An 18,696-nucleotide genomic window follows, 5' to 3' on the forward strand; every position below is an offset into this window, starting at 1 on the left:
AGACCGTGATTTCGATCAGACCGCGGTCGCGACCGGCCGGACCGGGGCGTCCCAGTCGATGCGGAAGCGCTGTTCGGGGCCGAAGGTCTTCTCCGGATCCATCATCTTGAACATCACCGGCATGACCACCGACATCATCTTGCGTGCGACCGGACCGGCGGCCTTGGTCTGGTTGATCCGTGCCACCCGCGCCGCGACGCCCTCCACCCGCGGCCGCCGCAGCGCCTCGTAGGTGGCGAAAGCCGTTGCCGGGTCCGGGATGTCACGCAGGCAGCGGGCCAGCTCGATGGCGCTCTCGATGGCCAGCGACGCGCCCTGCCCCGAGGTGTTGCTCGGCGCGTGAATGGCATCGCCGGTGAGCGCCATCCGCCCGCGATACCAGTGCGGCACCGAGGGCATCACCTGCAGGGCGCCCACCACCTGCAATTGCTCCGGCGTGGTGTTGCGCGCCAGTTCCGCGCCGGGTGTGTCGTCGGCGTAGGTATCGCGCAGGACGCGCAGCCACTCCGTGCTGGGCACGGTGCGCGCCTCGGTCAGCGAAAGGTATTGCTCGTGCGGCAGATTCGCGCCCCAGCCGATCCGCCCGTCGGGCATGGCCCAGTACAGGTAGTAGGCCCGCTTGCCGAAGGCGAAGACCATCTGCCCGGGCGGCAGCTCGAACGAGCATTCGGTGAAGGCGCCGAAACCGAGCATGCGCAGGTATTTCGGTCCCGGCGCGTGCGGGTCGACGAGCCCGCGCACGGTGGAGCGAATGCCGTCCGCCCCGATGAGCACATCCGCGGTGGCGCTGCTGCCGTCGGCGAAATGGGCGGTCACGCCGTCGGCGTGCTCGTCCACGCCGACCAGGCGTTTGGAGTACTCGAAGGGGACGCCGCTCGCCACGGCGTGGTCGTGCAGTACTTCGTGCAGGTCCGGCCGATCGACCAGTTGCAGCGGCTCGACGCCGGGCAGCGACGGCGCCTGGATCATGCGATTGCCGACGTACATGGCCTGCCGCGAGAACGGCGTGGCAATGGCGCGCACTCGATCGGCGACGCCGATGATCTCCAGTGCCGCCAGGCCATTGGGCGCCAGCCCGAGCGTGGAGCCGATACCGTAGGCGGCTCCCGGATAGGCCTCGTAGACGCGGGCGTCTATGCCCGCTGTGCGGAGTGCGGTGGCGGCCACGGGGCCGGAAATGCCGCCGCCTATGACGATTGCGGTCCGAATGGACATGGGTTCTCTCCTGCGGAGTTGTTCGATAACCCCGAACCCGTGCGCGCGTGGTGAACCCAGTTATTCTGTAGTTGCCAAACTCGTCGCCAAGTTCGCCTGTACGGACGCGGTTCGAGAAGGTGTAATCCCGGGCCTCGGCGGCGGTGTTGCAGCACCCTCGCCGGGGCTCGGCTGTGTAGCGAGCCGGACTCGGCTCCTGAAGTGATCAATCGGGCTGATGGTGCGAGCCGGGCACCCCTCCCTCCATCAGTGCGCGCACATCGTCGGGCAGGCTGCCCTCGCGATGCCAGGTCCGCCAGGTGTCCAGGGCCGGGAAACTGCCGTCGGCCAGGGCATCGCGCAGCGAACGCGCCCAGGCCGCCTCGGCCTCCAGCATGGCCAGCTCGTAATCGTCCTCGATCCAGAACAGGCGCGGCAATGTGCCTTCCAGAGCTGCCATTTCGGTGCGTGCGCCGGCAATCGCCGTCTCCAGCTTGCCGATTCGCTGCCCGAGGAGTTCGACCACGTCCTCGGGCGGGAGCACCGACAGCACCGAGAGCCCGGCCATGAACGGCCGCTGTTCCGGCGCGGGATCGGCGATGAGTTCCCGTGTCCAGTCGTCGAGTTCGGTGCGGCCGGCCGGGGTGATGCGATAGATGGTGCGCTCGGGCCGCGCGCCATCGCGTTCGCTGCCGGAGACCTCGAGGAAACCGTGCTTGGCGAGGTTGTCCACGACCGTGTAGAGCGAGCCCCACTTGATGCCCATATCGCGGTCCTTGCCCCATTCCCGCAAACGGGCAGCGATCCCGTAGCGGTGCGTGGGCTCCACGACGAGCACCGACAGCACGGCCAGGGCCATGAGGTTGTTGACCTTGCGCTTGCGGGCCATCTCGCACCTCCTTACTCGTCTACGAATATACGTCTACGAGTATTCGGGCACAAGTGATATCAAGCGGGAGAGAAGCGGGCCCGCAGATAATCGGCGGTCGGCTGGTCGGCGGGCAGAAATGCCTCCAGGTGCATTTCGGCCAGGGTGATATCGGTGGCGGTCGCGAAGCTGGTCAGCGTCGTGATCAGGCGCAGCTCGGCGGGCCCGGAACCATCCGGGGCGATCGGGAGCAGCCGCAGCGGCACGGCGAATCCCACATGGTTCGGTCCCGGATCGATCGGAGGCAGATAGGAGTCGAGCTCAGCGGTGAGGGCATCCAGCTGTTGATCCGGGCTGCGGACCGCGAGGGTGCGCAGGCTGTCGGTGATGTGGCGGCCCCATTCGGGCAGGTTCAGCACCCGCCGGGCCAGGCCGTCCGGATGCAGGGCCAGGCGCAGCAGGTTCAGCGGCGGCTCCAGCAGCGCGGGCGCGCAGCCCTCGGTGAGCAGTGCGAAGGCCGGGTTCGCGGCCACCAATTCCCCGTACCGCCGGGTGACCACCGCGGGATACGGCAGATGCCCGTGCAGGATGGTCCGCAGCGCCTCCCGCACCGCCCCGAGTTCCGGTGCGTCCACACCGGATTCGGGAAAGGCCGGGGCATATCCCGCCGCGAGCAGCAGATTGTTGCGCTCCCGCAGCGACAAGCCCAGCGATTCCGCCAGCCGCACCACCATGGTCCGTCCCGGGTGTGAGCGGCCCTGCTCCAGGAAGCTGAGATAGCGCTGACTGGTCTCGGCGCGAATGGCCAGATCCAGCTGGCTGATCCGCCGCAGCGTCCGCCACTGCCGCAATTGCTGCGCGAACGGGCTCGCCGTCGATACCGCCATGGCCGTCATACCTCCACTGTCCGCACGTACGGGCGGCTCCGCGATTCCCTCCAGGGAATGACGGCGCCGCCCGCTCGATCATTCCCTGCGGGGAATCGCTTCGTGCGGCGCAGCCGAACAGACTCGCTGCCATGAGCATTCGACTCGACGACGCCGCCCTGACCGCCCTCACCGAGCAGTACGTGGCCCTCTGGAACGAGGCCGACCCGCAGGCCCGCCGCAAGCGCGTCGCGGAGGTGTTCGCCGACGGCGGCACCCAGATCCTGACCGATCCGCCCGAGCAGATCCGCGAATCCGCTGCCGGACTGTCCTTTCCGATCCCCTACCTGCAGGTGCGCGGTCACGCCGAACTCTTCGGCCGAGCCACCCGCGCCTACGAGATGTTCATCGCCCCGGGCGAATACGTCTTCCGCGCCCGTGGCCGCGCGACGCGGCTCGCGGAGGGACTGGTGGGAATCGGCTGGCTGATGATCGCGACCGCCGACGGCTCCGAAGGCGGCGCCGGTTACGACGTGCTCGCCCTCGACGCGGACGGCCGTATCCGCAGCAGCCACCAGTACATCGGTCCCGCCTGATCCGCGCCGCTCGGCGATACAACGGGAGAGAACCATGAACACCCTTGCCTACCACCTGGAACCACAGCGTGGTCTCGACGGGTTGACCGCCCGCGCGCGGGAGATTCCGGCGCCCGGACCGCATCAGGTGCTGGTGCGCGTACGCGCGGCGGGACTGAATCGCCGCGACATCATGCTGATGGACGGCACCTACCCGCTCCCGGCCCGGCCGGGTGTGGTGCCGCTCTCGGACGGCGTCGGCGAGGTCGTCGCGGTGGGGGATGCGGTGATGCGCGCCGCGGTCGGCGATCGGGTCAGCGGCACCTACTTCGTCGGCTGGAACGACGGACCGCAGACCCAGGCGCTGATCTCGCAGCAATACGGCGCGACGCACGACGGCTGGCTGGCCGAATACGTGCTGCTCGAAGAGGATTCGGTGGTTCAGGTGCCCGCACACCTCACCGATGCGGAGGCCGCCACCCTCACCTGTGCCGGTGTCGTGGCCTGGTCCGCGCTCACCGCACCCGCTCCGGTGCGACCGGGCGAGACGGTGCTGACCGTCGGCACCGGCACCGTGGCGCTGTTCGCGATCCAGTACGCCGCCATGCTCGGCGCGCGCGTCATCTCCGTCACCTCCACCCCGGACAAGGCCGAACGGCTGCGCAAGCTCGGCAGTGACGAAGTCGTCGACCGCAGCGTGTGGCCCGATTGGGAGAATCCGGTGGTCGAGCTCACCGGCGGCGCCGGCGTCCAGCATGTGATCGATGCCGTCGGACCGCCCACCCTGCCGAAATCCCTCGCGGCATCGACCTACAACGCGCGGGTTTCGCTGATCGGCGCGTTCGCGGCGGAGCCGGGGCAGCCGCTCGCGGACCCGTTCGGCGGCAAGTACTTGTCCCTTCGCCGCCCGGCCGTGGGCAGCCGCGCCGAATTCGAGGCCATGAACCGCGCCATTGCCGAACACGGCCTGCGCCCGGTGCTCGATCGGGAGTTCCCGTTCGAGCAGGCGGTCGACGCGTACCGCTACTTCGACGAGGGCGACCCGTTCGGGAAGGTGGTCGTCACATTCCCGCAGGATCGATGACTACTCGGCCGCACGTGTAGCGGCATGGGCGAATTCGCGGATGCGGGCGGATTCGGCGGCGGACAGCCACAGCAGCGCCCAGTGGACGGGCGGGCCGCCGCGGAAGGGGATGTAGGCGACATCGGGGCGGGCGTAGTACCGCTGTGCGTGCGCGGGCATCGGAGCGACGCCGCGGCCCGCGCCGACGAGGGTGAGCAATTCGTTGTAGGTCGCGGCCTCGGGGCCGGGGCGCAGGGTGACGATTCCCGCCAGATCGCCATCGGCGACCGAACGGCGTTGTGCCAGGCGGTGGTTCGCGGGCACGGCGAGCATGCGGGCTTCCTCGACCAGCACCGCGCCGGTGCTGATATCCGGGTCGGTCACCGGCACCGTATCGAAGGCCATGTCGATCTCGCCGTCGCGCAACCGGGAAATCACTTGTGCGGGTGGGACTTCCCGGATGCGCACGGTGCAGTCCGGCAGTTCGGCGTTGAAGTACGCGGTGGCGCGGGTGAGCAGCTGGCTGGTGGCCACATCGGTGAAGCCGACGGTCAACGTGCCGCCGCGCCCGCGGCCGGTGTCGATGGTGTGCCGGACGGCCGCGCCGATGCGATCCCAGGCCGGGCGGATATCGGCGTACAGCGCACAGGCCGCGGCGGTGGCGCTCACCCGCCGGCTGCTGCGGTCGAACAGGGGAACCCCGAGGCGGCGCTCGAGCTTGGTGACGGTCTGGCTGACCCGGGCGGTGGACAGGTGCAGCTGCTCGGCGGTGCGGCCGAAGTGCAGTTCCTCGACGAGGGTGAGGAAGACCTCGATCTCGTGCCGTTCCAGCATCCGCCGCCCCTGCCTCGATTGTTAAGTCGAACTTGATGATCGTTGCACACTCTCGCATTGTTCGGCCCTTTGGCAGGGGTCAGAGTGGACCGGTCCGCTCAACGATCAGGAGTCCTCATGTCCGCCACCCTCGACATTGCGTCCGTCACCGGAACCCGGGCGCTGGCCGCCACCGACGCCCCCGACGTCGTACGGGAACTGCGCGACCGCGCCGAGATCGCCGATGCGCTCTACCGCTTCGCCCTCGGGCAGGATCTGCGCGACCGGGAGCTGTTCGCATCCTCGTTCACCGCCGACGCCGAGCTCGACTTCCAGCCCACGGCCGGCAAATGGGGCGGGGTCGCGCCGCTCATGGCTGGTCGCGACGTCATTGTCGACACCATCCTCGGCGGGTTCGCGGGCCGCGTGGACACCAGCCATCAGGTCACCAACCCGCGCATCGCGATCGACGGCGATACTGCGCGGCTCACCGCGCTGGTCGAGGCGCAGCATCTGCTCAGCGCCGACCACGGCGTCTTCGCGCTGCTGAAGAATCGGTACGACGTGCAGCTGCGTCGCGAGGGTGCGCGCTGGCTCATGCACCGCATTCGGATCGAGAACATCTGGTTCACGGGAGAGCCGACGGCGATCTTCTAGCTACCGGATCGAATAGATATCCAGCTGGAACATTTCCCTTATCTGCATCCCGTTCAGGTTTCCAGCAAACCTGTGTACGGTGCCTTGAAGAATGAGCTTTTCGGATCGGCAGACCTACTGGTTCGAATCGAAGGAGTTCGTCGGTGGCACTCGGTGCGGTGCAGGACAAACCCGCCGCGGCACGGGGCGACGGCACCCCCGGGGTCTCGGCGCCGGGGGAGATGTCGCCGAAGGTGCTGGTGCTGCTGCTCGGTCTGTCGTTCTGCCTGGTGTTCGGACTGATCGGCGGCAGTCTCCGGGAAGGCTTCGGGGCCTCGACCGAAGGCGCCGTCGAGACCACCACCTCGGCGCCGGGATCCAGCACCACCAATCCGGTCGGCTCCCCGCTCCCGCCACCCCCGCCGCCGCCCGCCGCACCGGTGCAGGCGCCCCCGCCCGCACCTCAGCCGGAGGTGTACGAGGCGGAGGTCGTCGCCCCGGCTCCCGCGCCGGAACCGCCGCCGCCCCCGCCCGCCCCGGCCGCACCCTCGGTCCCCGACATTCTCGCGCCGATCCTGCCGTTCCTGTTCCCGCCCCCGCCGCCTCCGCCACCCGCTCCGTAGGCGCGCGGAATCCGAAGGAGGACAGTCATGCTCGGTACTCCGGACGCGGTCAGACCGCCGGATGACGATGACATCAACCCGCGCAGTCTGGCGGTGGTGGTGTTCATCGCGGGGATGATGACGGCCGCCGTGGGGGCGGGGTTCCTGCTCACCGCCTCGAACGAGGCGCCGATGCGGGAGTCCTCGATCGATCCGGTCTCCGGGGCGCGCGTGGTGCGCGAGTCGCCGATGGACCGGGCGCCCGAACAACCCGCGAGTGCCGAGGCGTCAGTGGCGGATTCGCCCGAACCGGCGGTCGCGCCGCCACCCGCTCCGGCCCCGATCCCGCCCGCCCCGCCACACCCGGTGGAGCCGCCGGTGGTGCTGCCCGGCGTGGACCCCATCGCCCTGCCCCTGCCGCCGCCCCCGCCACCCGCGCCGCCGCCCCCGCCCTTGGTGCTGCCGCCCCTCCCGATCGTCTCCCCGATCGTCGCCGCCGGCGGAACCGGCTGCCGGGTAGCGGCTTTCGTGCTGCCGATCGACCAGCCGAGCGCGGGCTGGGTGTGCCTGAACCCGATCCCGGCCGGTGCGCCACCCGCCATCGGCGCGGAATGCTGGTCGAACGGCCTTGCCGGACACTGGGACCCGTTCCCGCCCGCCGACTGGATCTGCGTCCCCGGCGCACCCGCATTCCTGCCCCCGCCGCCACCCGTCGAGCCTCCCGCGCCGGAAGAGGCCGCGCCGCCGGTGGAATCGGTCGCCGTGGAACAACTTCCGTCGGCCGCGGACGCCCCGCTGCCCGAGTGACGTGCGCGCCTAGATTCCGGAAACGTCTGCCAGCTGGCCGATTCCGTAGGTGACGGCCATGGCCAGGGCGCCGCCTATGACGACTCGGAGTACGGCGCGGCGGGGATTGCTGCCGCCCAGGCGGGCGCTGACCGAGCCGGTGATGGCGAGGGCTATCAGAACGGCTATGAAGGTCACCGGGATTCGCCAGCTGACCGGGGGGAGCAGGATGGCGATCAAGGGGAGCAGGGCGCCCAGGGTGAAGGAGATGGCGGAGGAGATCGCCGCTTGCCAGGGGTTGGTGAGTTCGGTGGGGTCCAGGCCCAATTCGGCCTCGGCGTGGGCGCGGAAGGCGTCGTGGGCGGTGAGTTCCTCGGCGACCTTGCGCGCGGTGCCGGGGGACAGGCCCTTGCCCTCGTAGATCTGGGCGAGTTCGGCCAGTTCGTATTCCGGCTCCTCGGCCAGTTCGCGCTTCTCCTTGCGCAGCAGGGCCTTCTCGCTGTCGCGCTGGGTGCTGACCGAGACGTATTCGCCGGCGGCCATGGAGATGGCGCCGGCGGTGAGGCCGGCGATGCCCGCGGTGAGGATGGTGGAGGTATTGCTGGTGGCGGCGGCGACGCCGACCACCAGGCCGGCGGTGGAGACGATGCCGTCATTGGCGCCGAGGACGCCGGCTCGCAGCCAGTTCAAGCGGGAGGCCAGGCCCTCGGTATGGGGTTCGTGCGGATGGGGTTGGCCGTTGTCGGCGGCGTTGACGGTCGATTCGTCCACCTTCGCAGCGTAGGTCACCGGGGCAGCTGTCATGTGGAGCGCTCGCTCGGCGAGGCATGACTCTCGTTTTGCGGCAATTGCGAACATATTGCTGGAACGATGAAGATCATGGTCCGTTTCTGCACTCGCTACTGGTCCGTGCTCGTCCCGCCCCTGGCCGCCGTGGTGCTGGCCATTACCTGGGGACGAGAACTCGGGCCGATCGCGGGCGTGCTGGTGAGCGCGGCCCTGGTCGGAGCGGTGCTGGCGGCGGTGCATCACGCGGAGGTGGTGGCGCATCGGGTGGGGGAGCCGTTCGGGTCGCTCATCCTGGCGGTGGCGGTGACCATTATCGAGGTCGGGCTGATCGTGACGCTCATGCTCTCCAGCGGGGAGAAGGCGGCCTCGCTGGCGCGGGACACGGTATTCGCGGCGGTCATGATCACCTGCAATGGCATCTTCGGCCTATCCCTGCTGGTGGGCGCGCTACGGCGGCGGGTCGCGGTCTTCAATTCCGAGGGCACGGGCGGAGCGCTGGCCACCGTGGCCACCCTCGCCACGCTGAGCCTGGTGCTGCCGACCTTCACCACCAGCGAGCCCGGACCGGTGTTCTCCCCGTCGCAGCTGGCCTTCGCGGCGGTGGCCTCGCTGGTGCTCTACGGCGTCTTCGTCATGGTGCAGACGGTGCGGCATCCGGATGACTTCCTGCCGGTGGAGGAGAGCGGCGTCGCGGTCGACGGCGAGCACGGCGAGCCGCCGACCAGGCGGCGGGCGCTGGCCAGCGTCGGCCTGTTGCTGCTGGCGCTGGTCGGCGTGGTCGGGCTGGCCAAGACGGTGTCGCCATCCATCGAATCCGGTATCGCCGCAGCGGGTTTGCCGCCGTCGGCGGTGGGCGTGGTGATCGCGCTGCTGGTGCTGCTGCCGGAGACCATTGCCGCGGTGCGGGCGGCGCGGCGGGATCAGGTGCAGATCAGTCTGAATCTGGCGCTGGGCTCGGCCATGGCGAGCATCGGCCTGACCATTCCGGCCATCGCGCTGGTGTCGATCTGGATCGAGGGCCCGCTCATGCTCGGCCTGGGCGCGACCCAGATGGTGCTGCTGGCGCTGACCGTGGTGGTGGGCGCGCTCACCGTGGTGCCGGGCCGCGCGACCCTGTTGCAGGGCTGCGTGCACCTGGTGTTGTTCTCCGGCTTCGTTTTTCTGGCGGTCAGTCCGTAGCGCGCGGCCGAGTCAGGCGTTCCAGCGGTAGACCTGTCCGTCGCGCTTCTCGTACGACGTGGCGGGCTGCGCGCCGCCGCGTCCGGCGAGCAGCGCCATGACCTTGGTGCGTCCGCGAGTGGTGTGCCCGTCTTCGGTCCAATGCACGTATGGGTGAACCAGTTTCGCGAACGCCGTCCAGTCACCGGCCTCGATCGCGCCCATGACTTCCGACACGGTGTCATCCACGGTTGTCAGTGAACACGCCGCGCGCCGCCGCGGGGAAGGGTTCGGCGGAATCCCCCCTGGCGGACATCCCGGCTGACCCGCGCGATTCTGGATTGCTGCCAGTTCACTATGGGGGTCGGTCAGGTATAGCTCACCCGCCGCGAACGCTCATGCGGAGAGTTCGCCAAAGGAGTGTCAGACGTCATATTGATAGCCGATCTGCTCTGATAACACGTTCCAGAAACCGTGTCTACGGGCGAATATGTCAGGCTCACCTGCATTGCGCGGATGTGTACCCGTCAGTAGCTTGGAGTCTCCGATCACACCTCGAGCCGATTTGTTGTAACTGGCAGTAACCATTAGCTTTGATGGCAGGCAGTGTTGCCGATCACGGAGAAGATGATTTGAAGCTCGTCCCCCGACGTCGATTCCGACGCCTTGATGAAGTAGTGCCGCGATGACCCGGAGCCTTCCGAAGAACGCACCCACTGCTGTTCGCATCGTGCGCGACAACTTCTCCGACACGGTGGTCTCCTCGCTGCGCACCTTCGGCCGCGCGGCGGGCATCGCCCGGGACTCGGTGGCGGGCACGGTCGGCGATATCGCGCGCGGGCAGTTCCAATGGAAGGAAGCCATCCTGCAGGCGTGGCGACTGGTCACGGTCACCGCCATTCCCGCCATCCTGATGGCCATCCCCTTCGGCGTCATCGTCTCGGTGCAGGTCGGCAACCTCATTCACACCCTCGGCGCGGATTCGCTGCTCGGCGCGACCGGCGGGCTCGGCGTCATCAAGCAGGGCGCGCCCCTGGCGACCGGCTTCCTGCTCGGCGGCGCGGGCGCGGCGGCCCTGGCGGCAGATCTCGGCGCGCGCACCATCCGCGAGGAGATCGACGCGCTGAACACCATGGGCATCAGCCCGATCCACCGGCTGGTGATCCCGCGCATGGTGGCCATGCTGGTGGTGGCGCCGCTGCTCAATGTGCTCATCATCTTCGTCGGCGTGCTGGCCGGCTACGCGGTCGCCATCGGCGGTCAGGGCGTCACGCCGGGCAGCTACTGGTCCACCTTCGGATCCTTCACCACCACCGCCGATGTGTGGGTGTCGCTGCTCAAGGCCGTCATCTTCGGCTTCATCGTGGTGATCATCGCCTGCCAGCGCGGCCTGGAGGCCAAGGGCGGCCCGCGCGGGGTGGCCGATGCGGTGAACGCCGCGGTGGTGCTGTCGGTGGTGTCCATCGTGATCGTGAACCTCATCGCCACCCAGATCACCGCCATGTTCCTGCCCACGAGGCTGGCCTGATGTCGGCGACGTACGTCCCCAAGGGGCTGGGCTGGGCCGCGCGCTTCTACCGCAAGCGCGGGCTGATTCTGCGCCGGGTGGAGAACCTGGGCTTCGTGCTGTCGTTCGTCTGGCAGGTGCTGTCCTCGATTCCGCTGACGCTGAAGCGGTATCGGGACGAGACCATGCGGGCCATCACCAATATGACCTGGGGCCGCGGCTCCATCATCGTGGGCGGCGGGACCGTGCCGATGATGATCGTGCTGGGGCTGGTCATGGGCGCGTCGGTGGCGGTGGAATCCTTCGCCACGCTGGACATGCTGGGCATGGGGCCGGTGACGGGTCTGGTGTCGGCCTACGCGACCACGCGGGAGCTGGCGCCGATCGCCGCGGCCATCGGATTCGCCGCGCAGGCGGGCTGCCGCATGACCGCCGAGATCGGCTCCATGCGCATCTCCGAGGAGATCGACGCCATCGAATCGCTGGGCCTGCGCTCGGTGCCGTTCGTGGTGACCACGCGGGTGCTGGCCGGTGCGGTGGCCATCATCCCGACCTTCCTGATCGCGCTGATCCTGTCGTATCTGGCCTGCCGCGGCCTGATCACGCTGGTGCACGGATCCTCGGCGGGCGTGTACGACCACTACTTCTTCCAGTTCGTCTCCGGCTTCGACGTGATCGCCGCGGTGGGCAAGGTGGCGATCTTCGCGACGGTGGTCATCCTCATCCATTGCTACTACGGCTTTTTCGCCACCGGCGGCCCGGAGGGCGTCGGCATCGCGTCGGGTAAGGCGGTGCGCGCCAGTTCGGTCGCCATCATCGCCCTCGACATGGTGCTGTCCATCGGGCTGTGGGGCTTCAACTCGGCCATCACGTTTACGGGGTAGGGGATGCCGAACTACGGAATGCCCGGTGTCGCCGTGGATCGCAAGCGGTCCATGGCGGTGGGCGCGGTCGCCGTCGCGCTGGTGGTCGCGGTGCTCGCGGCCTGGTCGCTGTACCGGTCGCAGCGAGACGAGGCCGGACTGCCGATTTCGCTGCGCACCGAGCAGATCGGCGACGGCGTGCTGGTCGGCACCGATGTGCGGATGAACGGCGTGCTCATCGGCAAGGTCACCGAGATCGAGCCGGATCAGCGCGGCACCCAGCGCATCGGGTTGCGGCTGGACGAATCCCGGCTGTTCGGGGTGGACGATTCGGTGCTGGTCGATTACGCGCCCGCGAACCTGTTCGGCATCAGCGAGATCGAGCTGCGGCGCGGGCCCGGCGGTGCGCCGCTGCGGGCGGGCGCGGTGCTGGATATGACCGGGGCCAAGGCCGCCGCCGTGTACGACGCCACCATGGGCTCGATTCTGCGCAGCATGTCGCAGGTGGGCGGGTCGGTGCTGACCCCGCAGATGGCCTCGGTCATCGCGCAGGCGGCGGCCGATACCGAGGCGCTGACGCCGCTGGCGCAGGCCATCATCACCGCGGCGCGCACGGTCACCGAGAACCAGAAGATGCCGATGTCGGAGCTGTTCGGCGAGTTGGGTCCGGCCTTCGATGGCGGCGGCCGGTTCGCGGGCGCGACCGTGCAGGTGGTGGACATGATCCGCAGCCTGCAGCGCTTGCAGCAGGATCGGGACGGCTTCGATGAGCGGTTGTCGCTGGTCACCGGGCAGCTGCTGCCGGTGCTGGCGGGCACGCTGGGCACCGCCGGCAACGAGCTGTCCGGCTTCACCGACATGCTCGCGCCGCTGCTGGCCCTGCTGGCGCAGATGGTGCCGCGGCCGCAGCAGTCCGCGGCCGAATTGACCGCGCTGCTGCACAATCTGCGCTCGGCCATGCCGGACAACGGGCAGGGGCCGGTGCTGAATCTCGAAGTGGATCTGCGGGGCGTGCCCGCTGTCGCGGTGCCGCTGCTGGGAGGTGTGAGTTGAACGCAGCATCGCGCAGCGATTCCATGGGGGGTGGCGGTCGGGCGACGGGTGGGCGTGTCAAAGCGGCGGCTTGGCGGCTGGGGTTGTTCGGCGCGGTGATCGTGGTGGTGCTCATGCTGGTGCTCACCGCGATCCAGCGGCCGGTATCCGGGGATACCGAGAGCCACGACGCGCTGTTCACCGATGCCAACGGGCTCAAGGTCGGCGATGACGTGCGCATGTACGGCGTGCAGGTCGGCAAGGTGAAGGGCATCGAGCTGGACGGGGTGAACGCGCGAGTTCGCCTGTCGGTCAAGACCGATGCGCCCATCTACGACAATTCCACGCTGGCCATCCGGTACCAGAACCTCACCGGGCAGCGGTACATCGACTTGCAGCAGCAGCCGACGCCCGGAAACCGGATCGCGGCGGACGCGCGCATCGGGATCGACCGCACGGTGCCGTCATTCGATGTGACCAGCCTGTTCAACGGCCTGAAGCCGGTGCTGGCCACCGTTTCTCCGGAGGCCATCAACCAATTCAGCGCCAGCATGGTCGCTTTGATCGAGGGCGACGGCAGCGGTGTGGGACCGGCCATGGACGCCATCGGCAAGCTGGCCTCCTATGCGGAGAACCGGCAGCAGGTGATCGGCACGCTCATCAGGAACATGTCGGACCTGGACGACCGGCTCAGCGGGCGGGTGCACTACCTGGTGCCGCTGCTGAAGCAGCTCACCGATATCTTCGAAGCGCTGCAGGCGAATATCGGCGGGCTGGCGCAGTTCGCCATGACCGCGCCGTCGGTGCTGGGGCCGGTGGACAGCCTGCTGCGCACCCTCGGCATCACCAGCGGCAGCGATGTGGACGCGTTGATCCGCAAGATCTTCCCCGATGCCCAGGAGGCCCTCGAGGTCTTCGGCAGGCTGCCCGCGGTGCTGGCCGCCGCCGATGCCTCGCTGCCGGCCAATGCCAGCGGCTGGAAGCCGGTGTGCAGCAAGGGGAATGCGGAGGTGCCGCCGGTGATCGGCGTGCTGGTGCAGGGACAGCGGGTGGCGATATGCAACGGATGAGATTGCCCCGCTTCCTGGTTCGCGACGACCGGGTCATCGACGACGCCACCCGCAAGAAGCGGGAACTGCGGCGCGGCATTGTCGGCGCGGTGCTGGTGGGCGTGGTGCTGCTCGCGGCCGGGGTGCTGTTCGTGGTGCCGTTCGGCAAGCAGACCTACACCGCGGAACTGTCCGAGGCGCAGTCGGTGAAGGCCGGGGACGATGTGCGCATCGCCGGGATCTCCGTCGGCGAGGTGAAATCCCTCGAGCTGAAGCCGGACCGGGTGGTCATGCGCTTCACCGTGAATTCCAATGTGTTCCTGGGGGATCAGACCTCCCTGGACATCCGCATGCTCACCATTGTCGGCGGTCACTACGTGTCGGTGTTCCCGGCCGGTGAGAAGCCGCTGGGGGACGACGCCATTCCGATGGACCGGGTGCGGCTGCCCTACAGCCTCACCCAGACCTTCCAGGATGCCGCCGCACCGCTGGCCGCCATCGACGGAACCACCTTGAACCGCAATCTGTCCGCGCTCGGCAGTTCCCTCGAAGCCGCCCCGGAGAGCCTGCGCACCACCCTGCAGACGGTCGCCACCTATGTGGACGCGCTGGATCGCCAGCACACCCAGGTGTCCAATGCCATCTCGGTGGCCGACGAGTACGTGACCATGTACGACGGCGCGAAGACCGATCTGGGCCGGCTCATGGACAATGCCAACCTGCTGGTCACCGTGCTCGACGACAAGCACACCGAAATGGCCGAGGCCATCCGGCTGCTCAGCGATGTGGTCGGCCGGCTCGGGGGCGCACAGCCCACCTGGGACACGCTGAAGCCCGTGATCGACGGGGCCATCACGCAATTGGAGCAGCTCGGCGCCAAGTTCCAGCCGACCCTCGATGCGGCGCACGGCCTGCAGCAGAAGCTGTCCGCGCTGGTGATTCCCGAGGGCGGCGTGACCATCGACCAGTCCCAGCAGACGGTGACCGTGCCGCAGGTGTGCGTGCCGGTGCCCGGAAAGGACTGCTGATGCTCAAGCGCATGCTCGGCTCGCAGTGGTTCATGTCGGTCGCGGGCGCGGTGCTGGTGGCCGTGCTGGCGGTGGTCGGCTACGTCATCTACTTCGACCCCATGAAGAAGACCGAGTCCTATACCGCGCTCATGCCGGACGCGGTGGGCCTGTACGTGGGCAACAAGGTGACCATGCGGGGGATCCCGGTGGGCACCGTGGATTCCATCGAATCCGAGGGCGCCAAGGTCAAGGTCGGCTTCTCGGTGGATGCCCAATATCCGGTGTACGCCGACGCGGCGGCGACCACGGTCTCCGATTCGATTGTGGCGGACCGGAATCTGGCGATCCTGTTCAGCGGCAAGAATCTGGAGCGCTGGGATCCGGCGCGGCCGATCACCAAAACCCTGACGCCCAAGAGCATTACCGAGACGCTGACCGCGCTCGCGGACCTGTCCTCGGAATTGCAGGCGGCCCAGGCTCCCGATGCGATCGCGCGCGGCCTGGCCGGATTGGATGCGGCCACGGCCGGTGCGGGCCCGCAGATCAATGCGATCGTCAAGAAGCTGGGTTCCGCGCTGTCGCAGCCGGATGCCGATATCGCCCATCTGGCGGGGATCTTCGATGCCTTCGCCTCGGTGGGTGAGAAGGTGGAACAGCACTGGGGCGATCTGCGCTCCATGCTGCTGCGCCTGGCGCCCGCGCTGGAGAATGCCAGCACCGAATTGCTCGGTCCCGGTGCGGAATTGATCGACCGGCTGGGTCAGGCCCTGCCGATGCTCAACGATCTGGTGACCATTGCCGGTGACCCGATCATGCGGGCGCTCGATGACACGCTGCCACTGGTGCGATTGCTGCGCGCCAATGTCGGCTCGCTGTCGGAGATCATGCTCAAGCTGCCGGTGCTGACCAATGCCGCGAAGTCCGTCATGGGCGACGGCGTGGGCTACGCGTCCCCGCGCGCCGCGCTGCCCGCGCCGCAGGCCGAACAGGTGTGCGCGGCCGTGAACGCGCTGACGCCGGGATCCTGCACCGATGCCGCCGACGGCATGGTGAACGTCCCGCTGGTGCCCCTGGTGCTCGGAATGGCAGGTGCGCGATGAGAATTGGACGCTGGGAGTTCACGATCGAGGCGGGGACCGTGGCCGCGCGACCGGCCGTCGCGCCCGCTCGACGGGTGCGCCGCGCGATGGCTCGGCGTGCCGGTGCGGCGGTGCTGGCGGCCGGGCTGCTGGCCGGGACCGGTGCGTGCTCGTTCGATCCGTCGTCGGTGCCGGTGCCCGGCACCACGGTGTCGGGACCGACCTACCGCATTCACATCGAGTTCGGCAATGTGCTGAATCTGCCTGCGCGCGCGAAGGTCATCGCCAATGGCGCGCAGGTCGGCTCGGTGGCCGGGGTGCGCGTGGTGGAGGCGTCCAAGTCCGGTGGGCGCGGTGGGTATGTGGTCGTCGACGCCGATATCTCGGACAAGGTGCAGTTGCCCGCGACGACCATTGCCGAGCTGCGGCAGAACACCGTGCTCGGCGATATCCATCTGGCGCTGACCACCCCGCCCGACGGTTTCGGCGCGCTGCTGTCCGACGGCGGGACCATCGCTCAGGAGCGCACGCGCCCGGCGGTGCAGCTCGAGGACACCATGGCCGCGCTGGCCGCCTTCACCCAGGGCGGCGCCGTGAATCAGTTGCAGGACATCATCAATCGGTTCAATGCGGTGCTGCCGCAGGATCCGGACGAGACCAAGCGGATCGCGCAGAACGCGGCGGCCAATGCCGTGGATCTGGCCGCCAATCTCGACGATGTGGATTCGCTGCTGAACGGCCTGGCGGTCAATGCGCAGGTGCTGCACGACCGCGCCGACTTCCTGGACCATCAGCTGAGCCAGGAATCGGTGGACGCCATGGCCGGCATCGCTCACTCGATCGCGGGCGTCACCCAGATCTTCGCCGTCCTGGGCCAGCTCGGCGGTTCGCTGACCTGGCTGGCCCCCATCGCCACCTCCGGGGACGCGGCGGCGAAAGCCTTCGTGCCGCTGGCCTTCTCGGGTAGTCCGCTGGACCTGTCGCAGTCGTCGAATCTGATGCTGCTGGTTTCGCTGTTGCGGGACAAGCTGATCCCGTTCGTGGAACAGGGCCCGAAGGTCAATGTCACCGGCGTCAAGGTGGATTCGGTCTCTCGTGACGATCAGGTCGGCAGCATTCTTTCCACCCTGCGCATGATCGGAGCCGTGCGATGAAGTGGGGTTCCCTTGCCTCCTTGGGCGGTATCGCAGCCGTCACCGTGGTGGGCGCGAGCTATCTGACCTTCGGCGTGGTGCGCGCGGATCCCTTCGCCGAGTACACCAATGCCTCCATGGTGCTGGCCAACTCCGGCGGTCTGAGCGTGGGTTCGCCGATCCTGTTGACCGGTATGAAGATCGGCAAGATCACCTCGGTGGACAGCACCGCCCGCGGCGTCGAGGTCGGCTTCCGCGTGGACGCCGACCGCAAGGTGCCCACCGACAGCGTCATCAGCATCGAGCAGCTCTCCGCCCTCGGCGAGCCCTACGTGGAGTTCCGCCCCAAAACCGGCAATGGCCCGTACCTCACCGACGGCCAGCGGCTCGATACCTCGGCGGTGAAGTCGCCGCTGTCCATCCCCGAGGTGTCCCGCCTGGTCAATCAGGTCATGAACCAGCTCGACCCGAAGGTGGCCGCCTCCCTGGCGAGCACCCTGGGCGCGGCCTTCGACGACACCGAATCCGCCATGCCCCCGCTCACCCGCGCCGGCGACCTGCTGGCCGCCGCCATCATGAGCCGCGAACCCAAAATCGCACAGCTACTGAACAGCTTCCAGGCGACCGCCATGAATATGGACGGCATCCCCGAAGCCACCGCCGCGGCCGCCCCCGCATTCGTCCAGTTCGCGCAGTCTCTCAATGACCTGGTCGCAGCAGTCGGTAGACTCGTCGACGCGGCCCCCGGACCCGAGGCATATGTCGACGGCAACGGACTGGCCACATTCCTGGCGAGGCTGACCGACTGGTTGCAGCAGGCCGGACCCGAACTGAAGACCCTGGCCCCCCAACTGCAGCCGCTCGTCGACGCGGCCCGCACCTCGGCCCCCCAGATCGATATCAGCTCCCTGATCTCGCAAGCACTGGCCAGCACCGGCGACGGTGCCGTCCGTGTGCAGGTCAACGTCAAGTAAGTCCCAGAAGGAGAACGCAGATGTCCAACGACGCCGATCCGAAGTCCGCGGTCGACGCGGAGGCCGCCGCCGTCTCCGCCCCCGAGCCCGCTGCCGCGGCCCCCAAGGTCGAGTTCGCCAAGGCCGCGCCCGCCGCTGCGACCCAGGAGCCGACCCCGAAGACGGTTCAGCTCAAGCTCTCCACCCTGGCCTTCGCGGCCGCCGCCGTCCTCCTGGTCGGCGCGTTGGTCGCGACCACAACCCTGTGGCTGTCCGCCCGCGGCGAACTCTCCGACCGCGACGCCAAGGCCGCCGACGAGCAGCACGCCGAACAGGTGGCCACCGACTACTCCGTCGGCGCCTCCAATATCAACTTCTCCGACCTGAACTCCTGGACCGCCCGCCTGAAGGCCAACACCACCCCCACCCTGGCCAACAAGTTCGACGCCACGGCCCCGAAGCTCCAGGAAATCCTGGTCCCGCTGAAGTGGACCTCCTCCGCGACCCCGGTGACCGCCAAGGTCGTGGGTCACGACAATGGCGTCTACCAGGTCAACGTTTTCCTGAACGTCACCTCCACCAACGCCCAGAACCCCGAAGGCGTCCAGACCACTGTCACCTACAACGTGACCGTGGACCCCGCCAACGGCTGGAAGGTCGCCGATGTGGGCGGCATGAACCTGGCTCTTCCCAAGCAGTGACAGTAGGGCCGACCGCTGG

At 68.5% G+C, this 18,696-nt stretch carries 21 protein-coding genes; 15 read left to right on the forward strand and 6 right to left on the reverse strand.

Annotation, left to right across the window (positions count from 1 at the left end):
• Positions 1–15: 15 nt before the first annotated feature.
• From ACYQ5L_RS07050 to ACYQ5L_RS07060, 3 genes are all read right to left on the reverse strand, one after another.
• A complete protein-coding gene (locus tag ACYQ5L_RS07050; protein ID WP_459956405.1) occupies positions 16–1,215 on the reverse strand; it encodes an FAD-dependent monooxygenase in 1,200 nt (399 codons plus the stop codon).
• A 205-nt stretch (positions 1,216–1,420) separates the two neighbouring features.
• Positions 1,421–2,083, reverse strand: a complete 663-nt coding sequence (locus ACYQ5L_RS07055) for a PadR family transcriptional regulator (RefSeq protein WP_459956407.1) — start codon at positions 2,081–2,083, stop codon at positions 1,421–1,423.
• A 59-nt stretch (positions 2,084–2,142) separates the two neighbouring features.
• A complete protein-coding gene (locus ACYQ5L_RS07060; protein ID WP_459956409.1) occupies positions 2,143–2,958 on the reverse strand; it encodes a helix-turn-helix domain-containing protein in 816 nt (271 codons plus the stop codon).
• A gap of 122 nt (positions 2,959–3,080) precedes the next feature.
• Here ACYQ5L_RS07060 and ACYQ5L_RS07065 point away from each other — a divergent pair, with 122 nt between their 5' ends.
• On the forward strand, positions 3,081–3,524 hold the full coding sequence (locus ACYQ5L_RS07065) for a hypothetical protein (RefSeq protein ID WP_459956411.1): 444 nt from the start codon (positions 3,081–3,083) through the stop codon (positions 3,522–3,524).
• A 34-nt stretch (positions 3,525–3,558) separates the two neighbouring features.
• Positions 3,559–4,587, forward strand: a complete 1,029-nt coding sequence (locus ACYQ5L_RS07070) for a zinc-dependent alcohol dehydrogenase family protein (RefSeq protein ID WP_459956413.1) — start codon at positions 3,559–3,561, stop codon at positions 4,585–4,587.
• On the opposite strand, the gene ACYQ5L_RS07075 is transcribed toward ACYQ5L_RS07070, so the two are convergent.
• The gene (locus ACYQ5L_RS07075) at positions 4,588–5,400 is read right to left on the reverse strand and encodes a LysR family transcriptional regulator (protein ID WP_459956415.1); all 813 of its coding nucleotides are present in this window, start codon (positions 5,398–5,400) and stop codon (positions 4,588–4,590) included.
• A 117-nt stretch (positions 5,401–5,517) separates the two neighbouring features.
• Here ACYQ5L_RS07075 and ACYQ5L_RS07080 point away from each other — a divergent pair, with 117 nt between their 5' ends.
• From ACYQ5L_RS07080 to ACYQ5L_RS07090, 3 genes are all read left to right on the forward strand, one after another.
• Positions 5,518–6,036 (forward strand): nuclear transport factor 2 family protein, encoded by a 519-nt coding sequence (locus tag ACYQ5L_RS07080; RefSeq protein ID WP_459956417.1) that lies wholly within the window; start codon positions 5,518–5,520, stop codon positions 6,034–6,036.
• Positions 6,037–6,179: 143 nt separating this feature from the next.
• Complete coding sequence (locus ACYQ5L_RS07085; protein WP_459956419.1) at positions 6,180–6,638, forward strand: hypothetical protein; 459 nt, start codon at positions 6,180–6,182, stop codon at positions 6,636–6,638.
• Positions 6,639–6,665: 27 nt separating this feature from the next.
• Positions 6,666–7,424, forward strand: coding sequence for a hypothetical protein (locus ACYQ5L_RS07090; RefSeq protein WP_459956421.1), 759 nt, complete (start codon positions 6,666–6,668; stop codon positions 7,422–7,424).
• A 9-nt stretch (positions 7,425–7,433) separates the two neighbouring features.
• On the opposite strand, the gene ACYQ5L_RS07095 is transcribed toward ACYQ5L_RS07090, so the two are convergent.
• On the reverse strand, positions 7,434–8,174 hold the full coding sequence (locus ACYQ5L_RS07095) for a VIT1/CCC1 transporter family protein (RefSeq protein WP_459956423.1): 741 nt from the start codon (positions 8,172–8,174) through the stop codon (positions 7,434–7,436).
• A gap of 99 nt (positions 8,175–8,273) precedes the next feature.
• On the opposite strand from ACYQ5L_RS07095, the gene ACYQ5L_RS07100 reads away from it, so the two are divergent.
• Positions 8,274–9,371, forward strand: a complete 1,098-nt coding sequence (locus ACYQ5L_RS07100; protein WP_459956425.1) for a calcium:cation antiporter — start codon at positions 8,274–8,276, stop codon at positions 9,369–9,371.
• A 12-nt stretch (positions 9,372–9,383) separates the two neighbouring features.
• Here ACYQ5L_RS07100 and ACYQ5L_RS07105 read toward each other — a convergent pair whose 3' ends face one another.
• Positions 9,384–9,599, reverse strand: a complete 216-nt coding sequence (locus tag ACYQ5L_RS07105) for a nuclear transport factor 2 family protein (protein ID WP_459956427.1) — start codon at positions 9,597–9,599, stop codon at positions 9,384–9,386.
• Between the two features lie 436 nt (positions 9,600–10,035).
• On the opposite strand from ACYQ5L_RS07105, the gene ACYQ5L_RS07110 reads away from it, so the two are divergent.
• The 9 genes from ACYQ5L_RS07110 to ACYQ5L_RS07150 are packed head-to-tail and all read left to right on the forward strand — an operon-like array spanning position 10,036 to position 18,677.
• Entirely contained in the window at positions 10,036–10,878 is an 843-nt protein-coding gene (locus tag ACYQ5L_RS07110; protein ID WP_379202101.1) for an MlaE family ABC transporter permease, read from the forward strand.
• Entirely contained in the window at positions 10,878–11,741 is an 864-nt protein-coding gene (locus ACYQ5L_RS07115; RefSeq protein ID WP_379202103.1) for an ABC transporter permease, read from the forward strand. Before ACYQ5L_RS07110 ends, ACYQ5L_RS07115 begins: the two co-directional genes overlap by 1 nt.
• Before the next feature lie 3 nt (positions 11,742–11,744).
• A complete protein-coding gene (locus ACYQ5L_RS07120) occupies positions 11,745–12,773 on the forward strand; it encodes an MlaD family protein (RefSeq protein WP_459956429.1) in 1,029 nt (342 codons plus the stop codon).
• Positions 12,770–13,822 (forward strand): MlaD family protein, encoded by a 1,053-nt coding sequence (locus tag ACYQ5L_RS07125; RefSeq protein WP_459956431.1) that lies wholly within the window; start codon positions 12,770–12,772, stop codon positions 13,820–13,822. The genes ACYQ5L_RS07120 and ACYQ5L_RS07125 overlap by 4 nt, the downstream gene beginning before the upstream one ends.
• Positions 13,819–14,829: an MlaD family protein gene (locus tag ACYQ5L_RS07130; RefSeq protein ID WP_459956433.1), complete on the forward strand. Its 1,011-nt coding sequence runs from the start codon at positions 13,819–13,821 to the stop codon at positions 14,827–14,829. The genes ACYQ5L_RS07125 and ACYQ5L_RS07130 overlap by 4 nt, the downstream gene beginning before the upstream one ends.
• Positions 14,829–15,911 (forward strand): MlaD family protein, encoded by a 1,083-nt coding sequence (locus tag ACYQ5L_RS07135; RefSeq protein ID WP_459956435.1) that lies wholly within the window; start codon positions 14,829–14,831, stop codon positions 15,909–15,911. The genes ACYQ5L_RS07130 and ACYQ5L_RS07135 overlap by 1 nt, the downstream gene beginning before the upstream one ends.
• The gene (locus ACYQ5L_RS07140) at positions 15,908–17,044 is read left to right on the forward strand and encodes an MlaD family protein (protein WP_459956437.1); all 1,137 of its coding nucleotides are present in this window, start codon (positions 15,908–15,910) and stop codon (positions 17,042–17,044) included. Before ACYQ5L_RS07135 ends, ACYQ5L_RS07140 begins: the two co-directional genes overlap by 4 nt.
• Positions 17,041–17,997: an MlaD family protein gene (locus ACYQ5L_RS07145; protein ID WP_459956439.1), complete on the forward strand. Its 957-nt coding sequence runs from the start codon at positions 17,041–17,043 to the stop codon at positions 17,995–17,997. Before ACYQ5L_RS07140 ends, ACYQ5L_RS07145 begins: the two co-directional genes overlap by 4 nt.
• Before the next feature lie 20 nt (positions 17,998–18,017).
• Entirely contained in the window at positions 18,018–18,677 is a 660-nt protein-coding gene (locus ACYQ5L_RS07150) for a hypothetical protein (protein ID WP_459956441.1), read from the forward strand.
• Positions 18,678–18,696 lie beyond the last annotated feature (19 nt).

This window comes from Nocardia sp. IFM 10818, from assembly GCF_054655275.1.